The sequence below is a fragment of the Nitriliruptor alkaliphilus DSM 45188 genome (assembly GCF_000969705.1).
Classification (GTDB): Bacteria; Actinomycetota; Nitriliruptoria; order Nitriliruptorales; family Nitriliruptoraceae; genus Nitriliruptor; species Nitriliruptor alkaliphilus.
On record NZ_KQ033901.1, the window covers coordinates 2,612,799 to 2,627,864 of the forward strand.

Consider the following 15,066-nt stretch of genomic DNA (forward strand, 5'->3'; position numbering starts at 1 on the left):
GCCCCGGCGGGGTCGTCAGCACGTCGGACCAGGTTCACTGGCACCCCCGACCGGAGGCGACAGCGTGGCACGCGATGATGGCGGTCGCGTGCACCACGGCGCGGCACGGATCGACCTGCACCTGCCGGGGATCGACTCGCTGAAGGGCAAGCGGGCGCTGGTGAAGGCCACGCTCGCCCGGCTCGAGAACGACCTCGGCTGCGCCGTCGCCGAGATCGGCTTCCAAGACCGCTGGCAGCGTGCTGCCATCGGGGTCGGCACGGTCAGCGGCACCGCGACCGGTGTCGACCGGGTGCTCGACCGCGTGACGGCGGTCGTCGAACGTGACCCACGCGTCGAGGTCATCGCCGTCGCCACCGAGGTCGACGTCCTCGACGCCGATCCACCGCTGTAGGGGAGGTGGCCGCCCCGCGGTCCCGACCCCGACGAACAGGAGCTCGAAGTGGCCAAGAAGCGCAACCCACGCGTCGACAAGGCCGTCCGTGAGGCGGTCGCCGACCTCGTCGATGCCGAGGTCGCCGATCCCCGACTGGCCTTCGTGACCTTCACCGAGGCCCAGGTGACACCGGACCACGAGCACGCCCTGATCTTCTACTCCACGCTCGACCCCGGTGTGGTGTCCCGCGACCCGCGCCGGACGGGTGGGGACCGGGTCCCCACACCGGCCGAGGTCGCCGAGGGCCTGGCCTCCGTCGCTCCGCGCCTGCAGGGCCGGGTCTCGCGGCGCGCCAAGCTGCGGACCACCCCGCTGCTCACCTTCGAACCGGACCCGGTGGTCGAGCAGGCGTCCCGCGTCGAGGACCTCCTGCGACGCATCGAGCCCACCGTTCCGGTCGAGGGCGCCGAACCCACCGGCAGCTACCTCACCGATGAGGCCCCCTCCGTGCCGGACGACGACGCGCCGCCCGCGTCCGACAGCGACCACGAGGCGTGACCTCTCCGCCGGCACCGTGGCTCTCGGACGTCGACCCCGATGCGGTCGACGAGGCCGTGACGCGCCTGCAGGCGGCGACCGAGGACGGTGCTTCGGTGGTCATCGCGGCGCACATCGGGCCGGACGGCGACGCGCTCGGTGCGGCGTTGGCGCTCCACCACGCCCTGTCCGGTCGGGGCGCCAGGACGCTGCCGACGTGGGGGGAGGAGCCGCTCCGGGTCCCTGCCGCCTACGCCGACCTGCCGGGGGTGGACGACCTCGTGGCACCTTCGGACATCGATCCGGAGGCCGTCGACCTGCTCGTCAGCGTCGATTCGTCGTCGGCATCCCGGCTCGGGGCGTTGGAGCCGCTCCTCGGTGCCGGTGTGCCGACGATCGTCGTCGACCACCACCCGACCAACACCCGGTTCGGGACCGTCCACCTCGTGGCCCCCCGCGCCGCCGCCACGGTCGTGATCGTCGATGAGCTGCTGCGCCGCCTCGAGGTCCCGCTCGACCCCGACATCGCCACCTGCCTGTACGTGGGCCTGGTGACCGACACCGGCCGGTTCCAGCACGCCAGCACCGACCGCGCTGCGATGGAGCTCGGGGGCCGGCTCATCGACGCGGGCGCGCCCCACGAAGAGCTCACCAGACGCTTGTTCGGCACCCGGACCGTCGGCGAACTCACCCTCCTCGCCCGCGCGCTCGCCCGCCTGACGTTCGTCCCGGAGGCGTCGCTCGTCCACGCCTTCGTGACGGCCGAGGACCTGGAGGAGGCCGGCGCCGGGATGGAGGCGGCCGAGGCCATCATCGACGTGGTCCGGACCACCGACGTCGCCGAGGTCGCCGTGGTCGCGCGTGAGGCCGTCGGCAGCCGCGGGTGGCGGGTGAGCCTGCGATCGCGGGGCCAGGTCGACGTCGGCCGGATCGCCACGGCCTTCGGCGGCGGGGGACACGACCGCGCGTCCGGCTTCACGGGGCAGGGGACCTACGACGAGGTCCTCGCCTCGATCGTCGCCGCCGTGCAGGAGGCCTGACGTGGGACGACGACGCAAGCAGCGACCGGGCGAGCCCGACCGCTCCGCCGTGCTGCTGCTCGACAAGGCGGTCGGCCCGACCTCGCACGACGCCGTCCAGGCGGTCCGGCGCGCCTCGCGCCAGTCGCGGGTCGGGCACACCGGCACCCTCGACCCTGCCGCGACCGGTGTCCTGGTGGTCTGTCTCGGGCGCGCGACCAAGCTCGTGCGTTTCCTCCAGGCGGGCACCAAGACCTACGCGGCACGCATGGTGCTCGGGGTGGAGACCGCGTCCCAGGACGCCGAGGGTGAGGTGGTGGCACGCACGCCGGCCGGTCACATCGACGAGCGCCGCTTCTGCGAGGCCCTGACGCGGTTCCACGGTGACATCGAGCAGATCCCACCGATGGTGTCGGCGCTGAAGGTCGACGGTGAACGGCTGCACGAGCTCGCACGGCGGGGAGAGACCATCGACCGCGAACCACGGCCGGTCACGATCCACGACATCGTCCTCGATGGTTTCGGTCCTGGCAGCGACCCGGACCACCCCGAGGCGTCGTTCCTGGTCACCTGCTCGGCGGGGACCTACGTGCGGACCCTCGCGCACGACGTCGGCGCGGCCCTCGGCGTCGGTGGCAGCCTGACGGCGCTCCGTCGGGTCGCCAACGGACCGTTCACCGTGGACGAGGCCCACACGCTCGAAGCGGTCCGCGCCGCGGCCGAGGAGGATCGGTTCGACGAGCTGCTCCTCGAGCCGCTGCTGGCCGTCCAGCGCGTGATGCCGACCCTCGACGTGGACGACCGCGACCTGGTGCGCCGCTTGACCCAGGGCGCGAAGCTGCCCGCCGAGCTGCTCACGCCGGTGCGGGCGGCGGGGGACCCGAGCGCCGTCGCGGTCAGGTCGGGTGGCCAGCTCATCGGCGTCTACGCTGGGTCGGGGCCGGAGGTGCGCGCTGAACTGGTGTGGCTCCGCCCCGACGAGTTGACGACCGACGAGGGCCGGTGAACCACGACCAGGGCCGAGACGACGGGCCGACCGCCGTCGCCCACGGGCTCGACGACGTCGTGCCCGGGCCGTCGGTGGTCACCATCGGCAACTTCGACGGGGTGCACCGAGGTCACCGCGTGCTGCTGCGCCGCGCGGTCGACGCCGCCCAGGAGACCGGTGTCCGGTCGGTGGCGGTGACCTTCGACCCGCACCCGGCGGCGGTGCTGCGGCCAGGGACCGAACCGCTCGCCATCCAGCCGCTCGAGGACCGCATCGGCGAGCTCCTGGCCGTCGGCATCGACCTCGTGCTGGTCCTGCCCTTCACCCCGGACCTGTCGTCGCTCGGCCCCGACGTGTTCCTCGAGAAGGTGCTGGTCGAGCGGCTGCAGGCGACAAAGGTCATCGTGGGCGCCAACTTCCGTTTCGGGCACAAGGCCGCCGGCGACGTCATCACCCTCGCCGACGCCGGCGAGCGCTACGGGTTCGCGATCGAGGCCGTGACGATCCTGGACCTCGACGGGTCGCCGATCAGCTCCAGCGAGGTCCGTCGCCGTCTCGGCGAGGACGGCGACGTGCTCTGGGCGAACCGTGCGCTCGGTCGCCCGTTCACGCTGGCGGGCGAGGTCGTGCACGGCGACCAGCGGGGACGCACGATCGGCTTCCCGACCGCCAACATCGAGGTGTCGTCCGGTCGGCTCCTACCGGCGAACGGGGTCTACGCGGGGATCGCCACCGTCGGTGACGAACGGTTCGCGGCCGTCACCAACGTCGGGACGCGGCCGACCTTCGACGGCGAGGGCGTGACCGTCGAGGTGCACCTCCTCGACGTCGCCCCCGATCTGTACGGCCAGCACCTGCAGGTCTCGTTCCTGCACCGCCTCCGCGGCGAGCAGCGCTTCGACGGGCTCGACGCGCTCAAGGAGCAGATCGCCCGCGACGCGTCGCAGGCCCGCGACCTGGTCGGCGCCGACGTCTGACGCCCGTTGGCGGCTCGCGCCCCCCGGGCTCACCCCGCGGGATCGTTCACGCCCGCCGGCCAACTGCCGTACGCCGAGGTGGAGCGGGTGGGTGCGACCGGAACCGCATCGATGCGCTCCACCTACGGTCAGGGCTTCGGTCAGCGGCGGCTCCGGCGGATCGGGGCACACGGCTCGGAGTGGCAACTACGGTGCTCTCATGACCGTTGAAGTGCGGGATGGAGACGTCTGGCTTGACGGCGTTCGCGTCGAACTCGAGCACGCCGTGACGATGGCAGAGAGGCTGGCGGACGGCAGCATCGTGGTTCTCTTCGACCTCGCCGCGGACGCTTCGAGCTCCTGGCGAACGTTCAGCAACCTGATCTCGATGGACGAGCAGGGCCACACGCGTTGGACCGCAGCACCTCCTGATTCCCACGCGGACGCGTTCGTCGCCATCGTGTCCACTGATCCGTTCATCGCGCAGAGCTTCTCCGGGTACCGCTGCACGCTCGATCCGGACACCGGCGAGATCCTGCATCGTGAGTTCACGAAGTAGGGACTCAGCGCAGGATGAGGCGGGCGGCGGTCGACAGGTCCTGGTCGACCTGGCTGGACGAAGCCCGGCCCGACAGCCAGTTGAGCAGGCTCGACAGCCACACCATCTCGAGGACACGAGCCTTGGCCAGGTCCTCGTCGGTGGCGACGTGGTCGGGACCGTGGATGGCCAGCAGCAGCATCTGGGTGGTGACGTCGCTCACCTTGTGCACGTCGGCGGCCGCGGAGGCGTCCGCGACCATGATCGCGCGCAGGAGCGCCTCGGTCAGCGACGGGTCACGTTGCAGCGCACGGGTCGAGCGCAGCAGGACCGTGGTGGCCCGTTCGATCGGGTCATCACCGGGTGGCGGGTGCTTGGCCACCCGCTCGACCATCGCCAGCGCACGATCGTGTTGGAGCGCGACCAGCAGGTGCACCTTCGAGGAGAAGTAGCGGTACAGGGTGCCGAGCGCGACGTCGGCCTTGTCGGCCACCGTGCGCATCTGCACGCCATCGAAGCCGCCGCGGCTGGCGAGCTGCTGGGCAGCGTCGAGGATGCGTTCGCGTCGCTCGCGCTGCTGCGGTGTGAGCTCGCTCGGTGCCGGGAGCTCGACCGCGTCGGATGCTGCCACCTGCCACTCCTACCTCGGTGGGTGTGTCGCTCGACCGTGAGCCTGCCACACCGGTCGAGTCCTGGGGCCGTGCGCGGGGCGCGGGTCGCAGGTCGGCCCGCGGTCACCGTTCGGTCCCGAGCATGGACCCTGACGAGAACACGTTCTAGTATGCCGTACCGAGTCCGGGGAGGGACCGACATGGACGTTCCGTCGAGCCGACGCGCACCGTTGCGGTCCCGACGCACGGTGGGCGCCAGGTGATCCTCGACCGGTTCCGCCTGACCGACCAGGTCGCCATCGTCACCGGCGCAGGCCGTGGGATCGGCGCGGCCACCGCCGTCGCCTTCGCCGAGGCCGGCGCGGACGTGGTGATCAGCAGCCGGACCGCCGCCGATCTCGATCGGGTGGCCAAGACCATCGCCGAGCTCGGCCGTCGGGCGGTGGTGGTCGAGGCAGATCTCGACGACACGGGTGCGGTCGCCGCGTTGGTCGACGCCGCGGTGAGCGACCTCGGCGGCGTCGACGTGGTGGTCAACAACGTCGGTGGCACCATGCCCCGGCCCCTGCTCGACACCAGCGACGGCTTCCTCGAGCGCGCCTTCCACTTCAACGTGACCACCGCCGTCGCCCTGGTACGGGCGGCTGCGCCGGTCATGCTCGAACGCGGTGGCGGCAGCGTGGTCAACATCTCATCGGTCATGGGGCGGGTGGCCGGCCGTGGCTACCTGGCCTACGGGGTCGCCAAGGGGGCCCTGTCGCACGCCACCCGGCTGCTGGCAGCCGACCTGGCCCCACGCATCCGCGTCAACGCACTCGAGGTCGGTTCGGTGGCGACCTCGGCCCTGGACATCGTGGTCGAGAACGAACCGCTCCGGACGGCGATGGAGTCGGCCACCCCGCTCCGCCGCCTGGGCCAGCCCGATGAGGTCGCCGCGGCAGCGCTGTTCCTCGCCTCCGCTGCGGGTGGCTACGTCACCGGCCGGACCCTGCCGGTCGACGGCGGGATCGACAGCCCCAACCTCGACCTGGGCCTCCCCGACCTGTGACGCACCCCCCACTTGTGATCACCCCCACTTGTGACTCACCCGTGCGGCATCCCGACCCCGATCGACGACCTGAGACGAGGCTGACCGTGACCTACCGCGTGGTGCAGTGGAGCACCGGACACGTCGGCGCAGCGGCGTTACGAGGCATCATCGCCCACCCCCAGATGGAACTGGTGGGCGTGTGGGTGTCCTCCGAGGCCAAGGAGGGCCGAGACGCCGGTGAGTTGGCCGGCCTGGACCACCTGGTCGGGGTCGCCGCGACCCAGGACGCCGACGCCCTCCTCGCGTTGAAGCCGGACGTGATCTGTCACACGGCGATGGCCGACCACCGCCTGCCGGAGGCCCTCGCGGACCTGCAGCGGTTCCTGCGTGCCGGCATCGACGTGGTCTCGTCCTCGCCGGTGTTCCTCCAGTTCCCACCTGGCCTGGTCGAGGGGTTGGCCGAGCCGGTGGAGGAGGCAGCCGAGGACGGCGCCGCGTCCCTCTTCGTCAACGGCATCGACCCGGGCTTCGCCAACGACGCCCTGCCGCTGGCGGTCAGCGGCATCTGCGAACGCATCGACGAGCTGCGTGTCGTCGAGGTCATGAACTACGACACCTACGCCCAGGCGATGATCCTCTTCGACGTCATGGGGTTCGGCCAGCCGCTCGACGCGACGCCGATGCTGCTCCAGCCGGGGATCCTCACCCTCGCCTGGGGGCAGGTGGTCCGCCAGCTCGCCGCCGGCCTCGACCTCGAGCTCGACGAGATCGTCGAGTTCCACGAGCGTCTGCCGGCGACCGAGACCTTCGACGTGGATGCGGGGACCATCGAGGCGGGGACCACCGCTGCCCTGCGCTTCGAGGTGCGCGGCCTGGTCGACGGTGTGGCGCGCGTGGTGCTCGAGCACGCGACGCGCCTGCACGACGACCTCGCCCCCGACTGGCCGCAGCCGGCCGGCAAGGGCTGCTACCGGGTGGTGGTGACCGGTGCACCGAACATCATCTGCGACCTCCAGCTGTGGGGGGAGGACGGCGACCACAACACCGGGGCGATCCAGGCCACCGCGATGCGCCTGGTCAACGCCATCCCGCACGTCGCGGATGCCAAGCCCGGCATCGTGACCGCGCTCGACCTGCCGCAGGTGGCCGGACGAGGGCTCGTCACCCGCTGATGGCGCCGGGTCCGAGGTTCGCGCTGACGTTCGGTCAGCTCCACCACGCCGCGTGGCGGGACGTGGCCGTCGCCGCGGACGAGCTCGGGTTCGACTCGTTGTGGCTGCCCGAGCACCTCGTGCTGCCCGAGCGGATCGATGGCCAGCTGCGCCCGGGGGAGGAGCACGCGCCGATCCCGCCCGACCTGCCCGTCTTCGACGCCGCCGGCTACCTGTGCCACATCGCGGCCCTGACGAGGCGGATCGGGCTGGGCACCTACGTCTACCTGCTCGGGATCCGGCACCCGTTCGTCGCCGCAAGGGCGTTCGCGACCCTCGACGTGCTCTCCGGGGGGCGGGCCGAGGTCGGGGTCGGAGCCGGGTGGCTGCGCACCGAGTGGGAGGCGGCCGGGATCGACCCGCGGAGGCGCGGCCGCCGCCTCGACGAGGCGATCGACGTCTGCCGCCGGCTGTGGTCCGAACGCCGCGTCGCCCACGAGGGCGAGGCGTGGCGTTTCCCATCGGTCGCGTTCGAGCCGAAGCCGGTCCAGGACCCGTTGCCGGTCCTGGTCGGCGGCGAGTCGGACGCGGCCCTCGAGCGCGCCGCCCGGCGAGGTGACGGCTGGCTCGGTATGGAGCACACCCCGTCGTCGGCGGCTGCGGTGGTCGAGCACCTGCGGGCACGCCGCGCCGAGCTCGGCACCGGGGCGTCGCCGTTCACCACCACGGTCCTCGGCGAGGTGACCTCGGACGCCGACGTCGACGCCTTCGCCGCGGCCGGCGTGGACCGGGTCATCGTGGTGCCGTGGCGCTCCTCGCGGACGGCGGTCGACGACCTCGTGGCCTTCGCGGCGCGTTTCGGGGTCGGACACGACGCGGGCACGGCCGCGGTACGCGCGTGATCGTCGACCCCGCCCTGGTGGCACCGGCGACCACGGCTGTGGTCACCAGCGAGCTGCAGCGGGGGGTCGTGGGTCCGGAGGCGGTCTTCCCCGACCTCGCCCGCGACGCCGCTGGTGCGGTCGCCGCTGCCGTCCGTGTGGTGACGGCCGCACGCGGGGTGGACGTCCCCGTGGTGCACGGGGTGGCGTGGCGCCGCGCGGACGGCCGCGGCAGCAACGACAACGCCCGCCTGTTCGCGGCGGCGGCGCGAGCTCCCGTCGTGCTCGAGCCGGGGTCGCACGCAGCGGCGTTGCTGCCCGAGGTCGCCGCACCGCAGGACCTGGTCGTCGGGCGGCTGCACGGCCTGTCACCCATGGCCGGCACCGACCTGGACCCCCTGCTGCGCAACCTCGGGGTGCGCACCATCGTGGTCGTCGGGGTCTCGGTGAACGTCGCCGTCACCAACCTGGTCATGGACGCGGTCAACGCCGGCTACCAGGTGGTGCTGCCGGTGGACGCCGTCGCGGGCACGCCGCCGGCCTACACCGACCTGGTCATCGCCAACACCTTGCGGCTGCTCGCCACGACCTGCACCACCGCCGAGCTCGTGGCTGCCTGGTCAGGGTGTGGTCGGGAACGCACCTGACGACCCGTCACCTTCGGGTACGGTCCAGCGCTATGACCACTCACGACACCTCCATGGCCTCCGACGACCTCACCGCCTCGGACGGGCGCACGCCTGGCCGCCGCGGGCGGGCGACGCGTGAGCGGTTGCTCGCCGCGACCGCGGACCTGCTCGCCACCCGGTCCTACCGCGAGGTCAAGGTCGTCGACATCGCCCGCGCTGCGGGCTCGTCACCGGCGACCTTCTACCAGTACTTCTCGGACGTCGAGGCGGCGGTCGTCGTGCTCGCACAGCGGGCGGTGGAGGACGGACGATCCCTCCTGGATGCGATCGCGGAGGCGGACTGGGCCGGGCGCTCGGCGACCGCGGCTTCCGAGGCGCTGGTGGACGCCTTCCTCGCCTTCTGGTACGACCACACCGCCGTCATGCGGGTCATCGACCTGGCCATCGTCGAGGGCGACCGCCGCTTCCGCGACCTGCGCAACGACCTGCTCGGTCCGGTCACCGAGGCGCTGGCGGCGGGGGTCGCCGCGCGGCGCGACGACGGGACCGACCCCCGGTCCGAGGCGGCCACCCTGGTCTCGATGCTGGCTCACGTGGCCGAGCACCAGGCCGGCCTGGACCAGTGGGGCGCCGACCTCGGCAACGTGCGCGCCTCGATGGCCGCGCACGTCCGATGGGGCGTGACGGGCCGCAAGGGCCGCTGACGCGACGTCTGGTCGGGACGGTGACGCGAGCGCGTGGCCGGTGCGTCAGCGTGGCCCCCCAACCACACCGCACATCGGTCGACCTGACGGTCCGTCAGGTGCTGGCGGTCCGGGTGTTGACGGGTGGTGTCCGACAGGCGTACGCTCGGTCGAGATGTCGACCTGTCGTTCGAGATAGCGAACACACCGCTACCCGAGCGACCCACCGGACCTGGGAGGGAGCTCGGATGAAGCTCGACCTGTTCTACGAGATCGATGTGCCGCGGCCGTGGCCGGGCGAGTTCCCGGGCAACCAGAAGGCCGCCGAGCAGCAGGCCTACAAGGAGGCGCTCGAGCAGATCGTCCTCGGTGACCAGCTCGGCTTCAACACCGTGTGGCTGGTCGAGCACCACTTCCGGGAGGGACGTTCGCACTGCCCGACCCCCGAGGCGGTGCACGGCGCCCTGACTCAGCTGACCGAGAACATCAAGCTCGGGTTCGGCGTGACCCTGGCGCCGTTCAACTTCACCCACCCCGCACGTATCGCCGAGAAGGTCGCCACCATCGACGTGCTGTCGGGTGGCCGCGTCGAGTGGGGGCTCGGGCGCTCCACCCCGATGGAGCAGCTGGCCTTCGGCGTCGACGCCGACACCTCCAAGGCGCAGCTGGTCGAGGCCGCCAGGATCGTGTCCGGCATGTGGACCAGCGAGTACTTCGAGTACGAGTCCGAGACGTTCTCGATGCCGCGCCGCATGGTCACCCCCAAGCCCGTCCAGGACCCGCACCCGCCTGCGTGGCAGGCCGCGACCTCGATGGGGTCGTCGGTCGACGCCGGCAGCAACGGGTTCGGGCTGCTGTCGTTCTCGATCATGCAGCCGCTCAAGCAGATGGCCCAGCTGATCGCGGCCTACAAGGATGCTGCCGCCAACGCGGTACCGGTCACCGGCGTGACCAACGACCGGGCGGCCTGCTACACGCTCGTGCACTGCGTCGAGGACGAGGCCGAGCTCGAGGAGAACCGCGCCTGGGAGTCGGTGTGGTGGTGGTACAAGAACATCGCCGAGTTCACGCTCGAGTGGGAGCTGTCCCACATGCCCCAGGAGCAGCAGGACAAGCTCTTCCCGCTCCTGACGCGGTTCTCCGAGGGTGACCTCGACCCCAAGATCTTCAACAGCTACGACATGATCATGATCGGTACGCCCGAGCAGATCGTCGAGAAGATGAAGAAGTACGCGGACTGCGGGGTCGACCAGCTGCTGTGTTACAAGCAGTTCGGGTTCCTCTCGGACGAGTCGATCAAGAAGTCGATGCAGCTCATCCACGACCGGGTGATGCCCGAGATCGCGGCCTACACCGCGCAGCCGGCCAACAACCCGGCGCTCGAGCCGGCCGGGCAGGCCTGATCGTGAGCGACGCGACGGTGGCGCCCTCGGCCGCTCCCGGGGCCTCGTCCCTGCCGGAGAAGGACGCTGGCACGACGGCGCCTCGTCGCCTCGACACCTCCCCCGTGGCCGACTACGCCGGCCTGCTGCGCCTCGACGGGCGCGGCGTGGTCGTCGCGGGGGCGGGCCAGGGGATCGGGCGGCAGGTCACCCACGCGCTCGCGCAGTGCGGCGCGCAGGTGTTCTGCCTCGACGCCGACCCCGAGGCGGCTGCCCACGTGGCGGCCGAGGTCGACGGCGTCCCGGCGACCGCAGACGTCCGTGAACGCGACGAAGTCGAGGCTGCGCTCTGGGACGCCGCGGACCGGTTCGGGCGTCTCGACGCCATCGTCGACATCGTCGGCATGGCGCGGTACGCCCCGCTCGAGGCCACCACCGACGAGGACTGGGACTGGACCTTCGGGATGGTCCTGCGGCACGCCTACCTGCTGAGCCAGGTGGGCGCGGCCGTCATGCGCGGACAGGACCGCGACGCCGCGACGGGGCAGCGCGGCGCCATGGCCTTCGTCGGCAGCGTCTCGGGCATGACCGGGGCGCCGTACCACGCGGCGTACGGCGCGGCGAAGGCGGGCCTGCTCTCGCTCGTGCGGTCGCTGGCGGTTGAGCTCGGCCCGTCCGGCATCCGGGCCAACGCCGTGGCGCCCGGCGTGGTGTGGACGCCGCGGATCGCCGCGATGGTCGGCGACGAGGGCAAGGAGCGCAACGCGAGGAACGCGCCGCTGCGCCGGGTGGCCGAGCCATCGGACGTCGCAGGCGCGCTGCTGTACCTGGTGTCGGACCTGGCCGCCTACGTCAGTGGCCAGGTGTTGGCCGTCGACGGCGGTGTCGGCGCCAAGTTCCCCTACCCCCTCGGGGGCTGAGGTGGGCGAGCCGCGGGTGGACAGCGAGAACGCCCCACACCTGGCGGTGCCCGAGGGCGACGCACTCCGAGGCCTGCGCCCCGAGGGGCCCGAGCCGTTCCTGCGCGGCGCGCCGTGGCCCGGGACCCGCCGCGTGCCGTACCCGCGAGCCAACCCGATCGACCGCAGCCGCATCCCCGGGGACACCTGGATGGTGGCGTCGTTGCCGGTGGGGGTCCGCCTCGAGGTCGTGGGCGACGCCACCGCGATCGAGATCGAGTACCGCACGACCACCGATCAGCTCGGGTACCGCGGCGAGGGGGCCGGGGTCCGCTTCACCGCGTGGGCCGGTACCCGGCGTCTCGGTGACGCACCGGCCGTGCTCGGCGAAGGGACGGTGTCCCTGCCGCTCGCGACGGATGGCAGCGTCACCTCCGTCCACCTGCCCGAGGGTATGCAGCCGTGGATCCTCACCGTCCGAGGGGTCGGTGGCACGATCGAACCAGCACCGGCCCGGCCGAGGTGGGTGGTGTACGGGGACTCGGTCGCCGAGGGCTGGATCGCGTCCGAGCCCGCGCTCGCCTGGCCGGCCATCGCCGGCCGGGAACACGGCCTCGACCACGTCAACCTCGGGTACGCGGGTGCGGCCCGGGGCGAGCTCGCGAGCGCCGAGCAGATCGCCAAGCTGCCGGCCGACGTCCTGACCGTCGCGCACGGGACCAACTGCTGGTCGCGGACCCCACACTCGGTGGACCAGATCCGTGCGAACACCGACGCGTTCCTGACCGTCCTGCGCCAGGAGCACCCCTCGACCCCGATCGTGGTCGTCAGCCCCGTGATCCGCCCGGACGCCGAGGCGACCCCGAACCGGTTCGGCGCCAGCCTCGCCGACCTCCGCCGTGGGATCGAAGGCGTCGTGGAGGTGCGGATGGCCGCCGGCGACCGCAACCTCACCCTGGTGCCGGGACTCGCGATCGTGCCGCCCGAACGGCTGGGCGACGCGATCCACCCCGACGACGACGGTCACCACGCCATCGCGGACGCGGTGGGACGGGCGGTCATCGCCGCGCTCGGCTCGGAGGTCGCGGGCGGACGCTGACGTACGGCCTCACCAGTGGTACCCGTCTGCGAGGATGCCCGTTCACGGGCGGGCAGCGACCCGCCGAGCCCACACCTGGGAGGTCCCGTGGCGCGCCGCACACCTGCCGTCGACCGCACCGTCGCGGTGCTCAACCACCTCGCCGTGGACCCCGGCGCGCGCGTCTCCCTCTCGGAGCTGGCCCGCGAGCTCGATCTCAGCAAGGCCACGGCGCACGCCCTGCTCGCCTCGCTGGTCGACCACGGGTACGTCCTGCGCGACCCGACCTCCAAGGCGTACGCGCTCGGTCCGGCGCTGGTCGCGCTCGGCAACGCGGCGTCCTCGGCGAACCCGGCCTCGCAGCTCGCCGCGGGGCCGATGGCAGCCGTCTCGCGCGACCTCGATCTCGAGTGTGTCGCCTCGACGGCCATCGGGGACGAGATCGTGATCCTCGCCACCTCGGGCGAGCCCCGTCCCCTCGGGATCAACATCCAGCCCGGGCTCCGTCTGCCGTTGGTCCCGCCGCTCGGGACGGTCTTCGTCGCGTGGTCGGGACCCGAGGTCATCGACCGCTGGCTCGGCACGCTGGGACCCGACGTGGACCCGCCGCGTCTGGCGCGGTACCGACAGGCGCTCGAGGCCGTACGGGCACGCGGGTACTCGGTGGGCCTCGGCGGCGACGAGCAGCAGCAGCTCGTGGCGTCGCTCCAGGGGGAACAGGCCCACCCGACGGCGACGGCCCCCGGCGAGGAGTACGCGCTGGTCGAGCTCGCCGAGTCCACCCCCTACCGGCTCAACCACGTCGGCGCGCCCGTCTTCGACGCGGCCGGGCAGGTCGCGATCGCCCTGTTCCTGATCGGCTTCCGGGGGCAGATCCCGGCCTCCGACGTCCCGGCGTACGCCGAGCGTCTCGTCGCGGCGGCCGAGGAGGTGACCGTGGCGCTCGGGGGACGGTCCCCCCGGCTGGCGGTCGGGAGCCGACGGCTACCTGAGTAGGCTGCCCGCTTCGCTGGAGTTCCGGCCGGCGCGGCCGACAGGCCAGATCCGGTGTCGGTGTTCGCGGATGAGGAGCCGACGTGACAGGTGTGCTCGGTGAGCTGCTGCTGGCGCGGCAGCCCATCCTCGACGTGGACGTCGAGGTGGTCGGTTACCAGCTGCTCCACCGCGACGTGGACGTGCCCCGCCAGCCCCGTGCTGCGTCGGCCTCGGCCGCCCTCGTGGTCGACGGGTTGCTCACGCTCGGCCGGCGCGATCTGACCGGCGGCGCCGACGCCTGGATCACCGTCACCGAGGAACTGCTGCGCAGCGGCACCCTGCTGGATCTGCCGACCGACGGCATCGTGCTCGGCCTGCCGGCCGGAGCCGTTCCCGACGAGCAGCTGCGGACCGCCCTCCACGAGCACCGCACCGCCGGGTACCGCATCTGCCTCGACGACGTGGCGGTCGGCGACCCGCGGATCGACGTCCTCGACCTCACCGACCACGCACGCGTGCACGTGGCGCCGGACGGTGGACCGTCGCTCCTGCCCCTGATCGGTGAGCTCGCGGCTCGCGGGTCGAACGTGGTGGCCGCGGGTGTCGCGGACTACGAGCAGCTCGAACGCGTCCGCGCCGTCGGCGCCGAGCTGGTCCAGGGGCTGTTCTGGACCCGCCCCCGGGACGTCCGCGCGCTCCGACCGCTGCAGTTCGCCCCCGGTCACCTCCAGCTGCTCGACGCGCTGGGCCAGCACGAGGTCGACCTCCGTGCGGTCGAGGAGCTCATCCGCTCCGACATCACCCTCACCGACCGGTTCCTGCGCCTCATCCGGCGCGTGGCCGGGTACCGCAAGGTCGCGTCGATCCACGACGGTCTGGTGCTGCTCGGCGTCCGCGCCGTCCAGCGCTGGGTGAGCCTGCTGACCCTCGGGCGTCTCGCCGAGGACGCCCCGGTCGAGCTGGTGACGCTCGCCAGCGCCCGGGCTCGCAGCTGTGAGCTCCTCGAGGAGATGCGGGGAGGCGACCGGCGGCTCGAGGCCTTCACCCTCGGCATGTTCTCGGTGCTCGGCCCCGAGGGCCGTCTCAGCGCCGAGACGCTCGACGTGCTGCCGGTGTCCGACGAGGTCCGTGAGGCTCTCGAGCACGGCCGGGGGGCGCTGCGGCCCCTGCTCGACGTCGAGCTGGCCACCGAGCAGGCGGCGTGGCAGCGGGCCGAGGACGGCGGACGCGCCATCGGTATCGAGCCGACGAAGCTCGCCCAGGCCAACGTCGCCGCGCTCAACTGGTCCGCAGCGGTCTGCGCCTGATCGACCGGCCCGCTCCGACGTCTCGC

Annotated in this window: 17 protein-coding genes; 16 read left to right on the forward strand and 1 reads right to left on the reverse strand. The window is 72.5% G+C overall.

Annotated features, from left to right (window positions below):
- Positions 1 to 64: 64 nt before the first annotated feature.
- The 6 genes from NITAL_RS12205 to NITAL_RS12230 all read left to right on the forward strand — a co-directional run bounded on the left by NITAL_RS12205 (position 65) and on the right by NITAL_RS12230 (position 4,435).
- Positions 65 to 394, forward strand: a complete 330-nt coding sequence (locus NITAL_RS12205; protein WP_052666461.1) for a DUF503 domain-containing protein — start codon at positions 65 to 67, stop codon at positions 392 to 394.
- A 48-nt stretch (positions 395 to 442) separates the two neighbouring features.
- The gene (locus NITAL_RS12210) at positions 443 to 934 is read left to right on the forward strand and encodes a ribosome-binding factor A (protein ID WP_052666462.1); all 492 of its coding nucleotides are present in this window, start codon (positions 443 to 445) and stop codon (positions 932 to 934) included.
- Positions 931 to 1,953: a DHH family phosphoesterase gene (locus NITAL_RS12215; protein ID WP_052666463.1), complete on the forward strand. Its 1,023-nt coding sequence runs from the start codon at positions 931 to 933 to the stop codon at positions 1,951 to 1,953. The genes NITAL_RS12210 and NITAL_RS12215 overlap by 4 nt, the downstream gene beginning before the upstream one ends.
- Position 1,954: 1 nt before the next feature.
- The gene (gene truB, locus NITAL_RS12220) at positions 1,955 to 2,938 is read left to right on the forward strand and encodes a tRNA pseudouridine(55) synthase TruB (protein WP_052666464.1); all 984 of its coding nucleotides are present in this window, start codon (positions 1,955 to 1,957) and stop codon (positions 2,936 to 2,938) included.
- Positions 2,935 to 3,897 carry a bifunctional riboflavin kinase/FAD synthetase gene (locus NITAL_RS12225; protein WP_052666465.1) on the forward strand — a complete coding sequence of 321 codons (963 nt, stop codon included), beginning with the start codon at positions 2,935 to 2,937 and terminating at the stop codon, positions 3,895 to 3,897. Before truB ends, NITAL_RS12225 begins: the two co-directional genes overlap by 4 nt.
- Positions 3,898 to 4,096: 199 nt before the next feature.
- Complete coding sequence (locus NITAL_RS12230) at positions 4,097 to 4,435, forward strand: DUF7957 family protein (RefSeq protein WP_052666466.1); 339 nt, start codon at positions 4,097 to 4,099, stop codon at positions 4,433 to 4,435.
- A gap of 4 nt (positions 4,436 to 4,439) precedes the next feature.
- On the opposite strand, the gene NITAL_RS12235 is transcribed toward NITAL_RS12230, so the two are convergent.
- The gene (locus NITAL_RS12235; protein ID WP_052666467.1) at positions 4,440 to 5,045 is read right to left on the reverse strand and encodes a TetR family transcriptional regulator; all 606 of its coding nucleotides are present in this window, start codon (positions 5,043 to 5,045) and stop codon (positions 4,440 to 4,442) included.
- Positions 5,046 to 5,284: 239 nt separating this feature from the next.
- Here NITAL_RS12235 and NITAL_RS12240 point away from each other — a divergent pair, with 239 nt between their 5' ends.
- The 10 genes from NITAL_RS12240 to NITAL_RS12285 all read left to right on the forward strand — a co-directional run bounded on the left by NITAL_RS12240 (position 5,285) and on the right by NITAL_RS12285 (position 15,040).
- On the forward strand, positions 5,285 to 6,073 hold the full coding sequence (locus NITAL_RS12240; protein WP_052666468.1) for an SDR family oxidoreductase: 789 nt from the start codon (positions 5,285 to 5,287) through the stop codon (positions 6,071 to 6,073).
- A gap of 86 nt (positions 6,074 to 6,159) precedes the next feature.
- Positions 6,160 to 7,227, forward strand: a complete 1,068-nt coding sequence (locus NITAL_RS12245; protein ID WP_052666469.1) for an NAD(P)H-dependent amine dehydrogenase family protein — start codon at positions 6,160 to 6,162, stop codon at positions 7,225 to 7,227.
- Positions 7,227 to 8,108 carry a TIGR03619 family F420-dependent LLM class oxidoreductase gene (locus NITAL_RS12250; RefSeq protein ID WP_052666470.1) on the forward strand — a complete coding sequence of 294 codons (882 nt, stop codon included), beginning with the start codon at positions 7,227 to 7,229 and terminating at the stop codon, positions 8,106 to 8,108. The genes NITAL_RS12245 and NITAL_RS12250 overlap by 1 nt, the downstream gene beginning before the upstream one ends.
- Positions 8,105 to 8,734, forward strand: coding sequence for an isochorismatase family protein (locus NITAL_RS12255; protein ID WP_052666471.1), 630 nt, complete (start codon positions 8,105 to 8,107; stop codon positions 8,732 to 8,734). Before NITAL_RS12250 ends, NITAL_RS12255 begins: the two co-directional genes overlap by 4 nt.
- Before the next feature lie 32 nt (positions 8,735 to 8,766).
- Positions 8,767 to 9,420: a TetR family transcriptional regulator gene (locus NITAL_RS12260; protein WP_211262375.1), complete on the forward strand. Its 654-nt coding sequence runs from the start codon at positions 8,767 to 8,769 to the stop codon at positions 9,418 to 9,420.
- A 227-nt stretch (positions 9,421 to 9,647) separates the two neighbouring features.
- Positions 9,648 to 10,802, forward strand: a complete 1,155-nt coding sequence (locus tag NITAL_RS12265; RefSeq protein WP_052666473.1) for an LLM class flavin-dependent oxidoreductase — start codon at positions 9,648 to 9,650, stop codon at positions 10,800 to 10,802.
- 2 nt (positions 10,803 to 10,804) lie between these two features.
- The gene (locus NITAL_RS12270; protein ID WP_211262376.1) at positions 10,805 to 11,701 is read left to right on the forward strand and encodes an SDR family NAD(P)-dependent oxidoreductase; all 897 of its coding nucleotides are present in this window, start codon (positions 10,805 to 10,807) and stop codon (positions 11,699 to 11,701) included.
- A gap of 16 nt (positions 11,702 to 11,717) precedes the next feature.
- The gene (locus NITAL_RS12275) at positions 11,718 to 12,779 is read left to right on the forward strand and encodes an SGNH/GDSL hydrolase family protein (protein WP_211262377.1); all 1,062 of its coding nucleotides are present in this window, start codon (positions 11,718 to 11,720) and stop codon (positions 12,777 to 12,779) included.
- An 87-nt stretch (positions 12,780 to 12,866) separates the two neighbouring features.
- Positions 12,867 to 13,754: an IclR family transcriptional regulator gene (locus tag NITAL_RS12280; RefSeq protein ID WP_052666474.1), complete on the forward strand. Its 888-nt coding sequence runs from the start codon at positions 12,867 to 12,869 to the stop codon at positions 13,752 to 13,754.
- A gap of 80 nt (positions 13,755 to 13,834) precedes the next feature.
- Complete coding sequence (locus NITAL_RS12285) at positions 13,835 to 15,040, forward strand: EAL and HDOD domain-containing protein (protein ID WP_052666475.1); 1,206 nt, start codon at positions 13,835 to 13,837, stop codon at positions 15,038 to 15,040.
- Positions 15,041 to 15,066 lie beyond the last annotated feature (26 nt).

Coding starts and splice junctions, on each gene's coding strand:
- NITAL_RS12250 (WP_052666470.1), top strand. CDS start 7,227: ATGGCGCCGGGTCCGAGGTTCGCGCTGACGTTCGGTCAGCTCCACCAC.
- NITAL_RS12260 (WP_211262375.1), top strand. CDS start 8,767: ATGACCACTCACGACACCTCCATGGCCTCCGACGACCTCACCGCCTCG.
- NITAL_RS12230 (WP_052666466.1), top strand. CDS start 4,097: ATGACCGTTGAAGTGCGGGATGGAGACGTCTGGCTTGACGGCGTTCGC.
- NITAL_RS12265 (WP_052666473.1), top strand. CDS start 9,648: ATGAAGCTCGACCTGTTCTACGAGATCGATGTGCCGCGGCCGTGGCCG.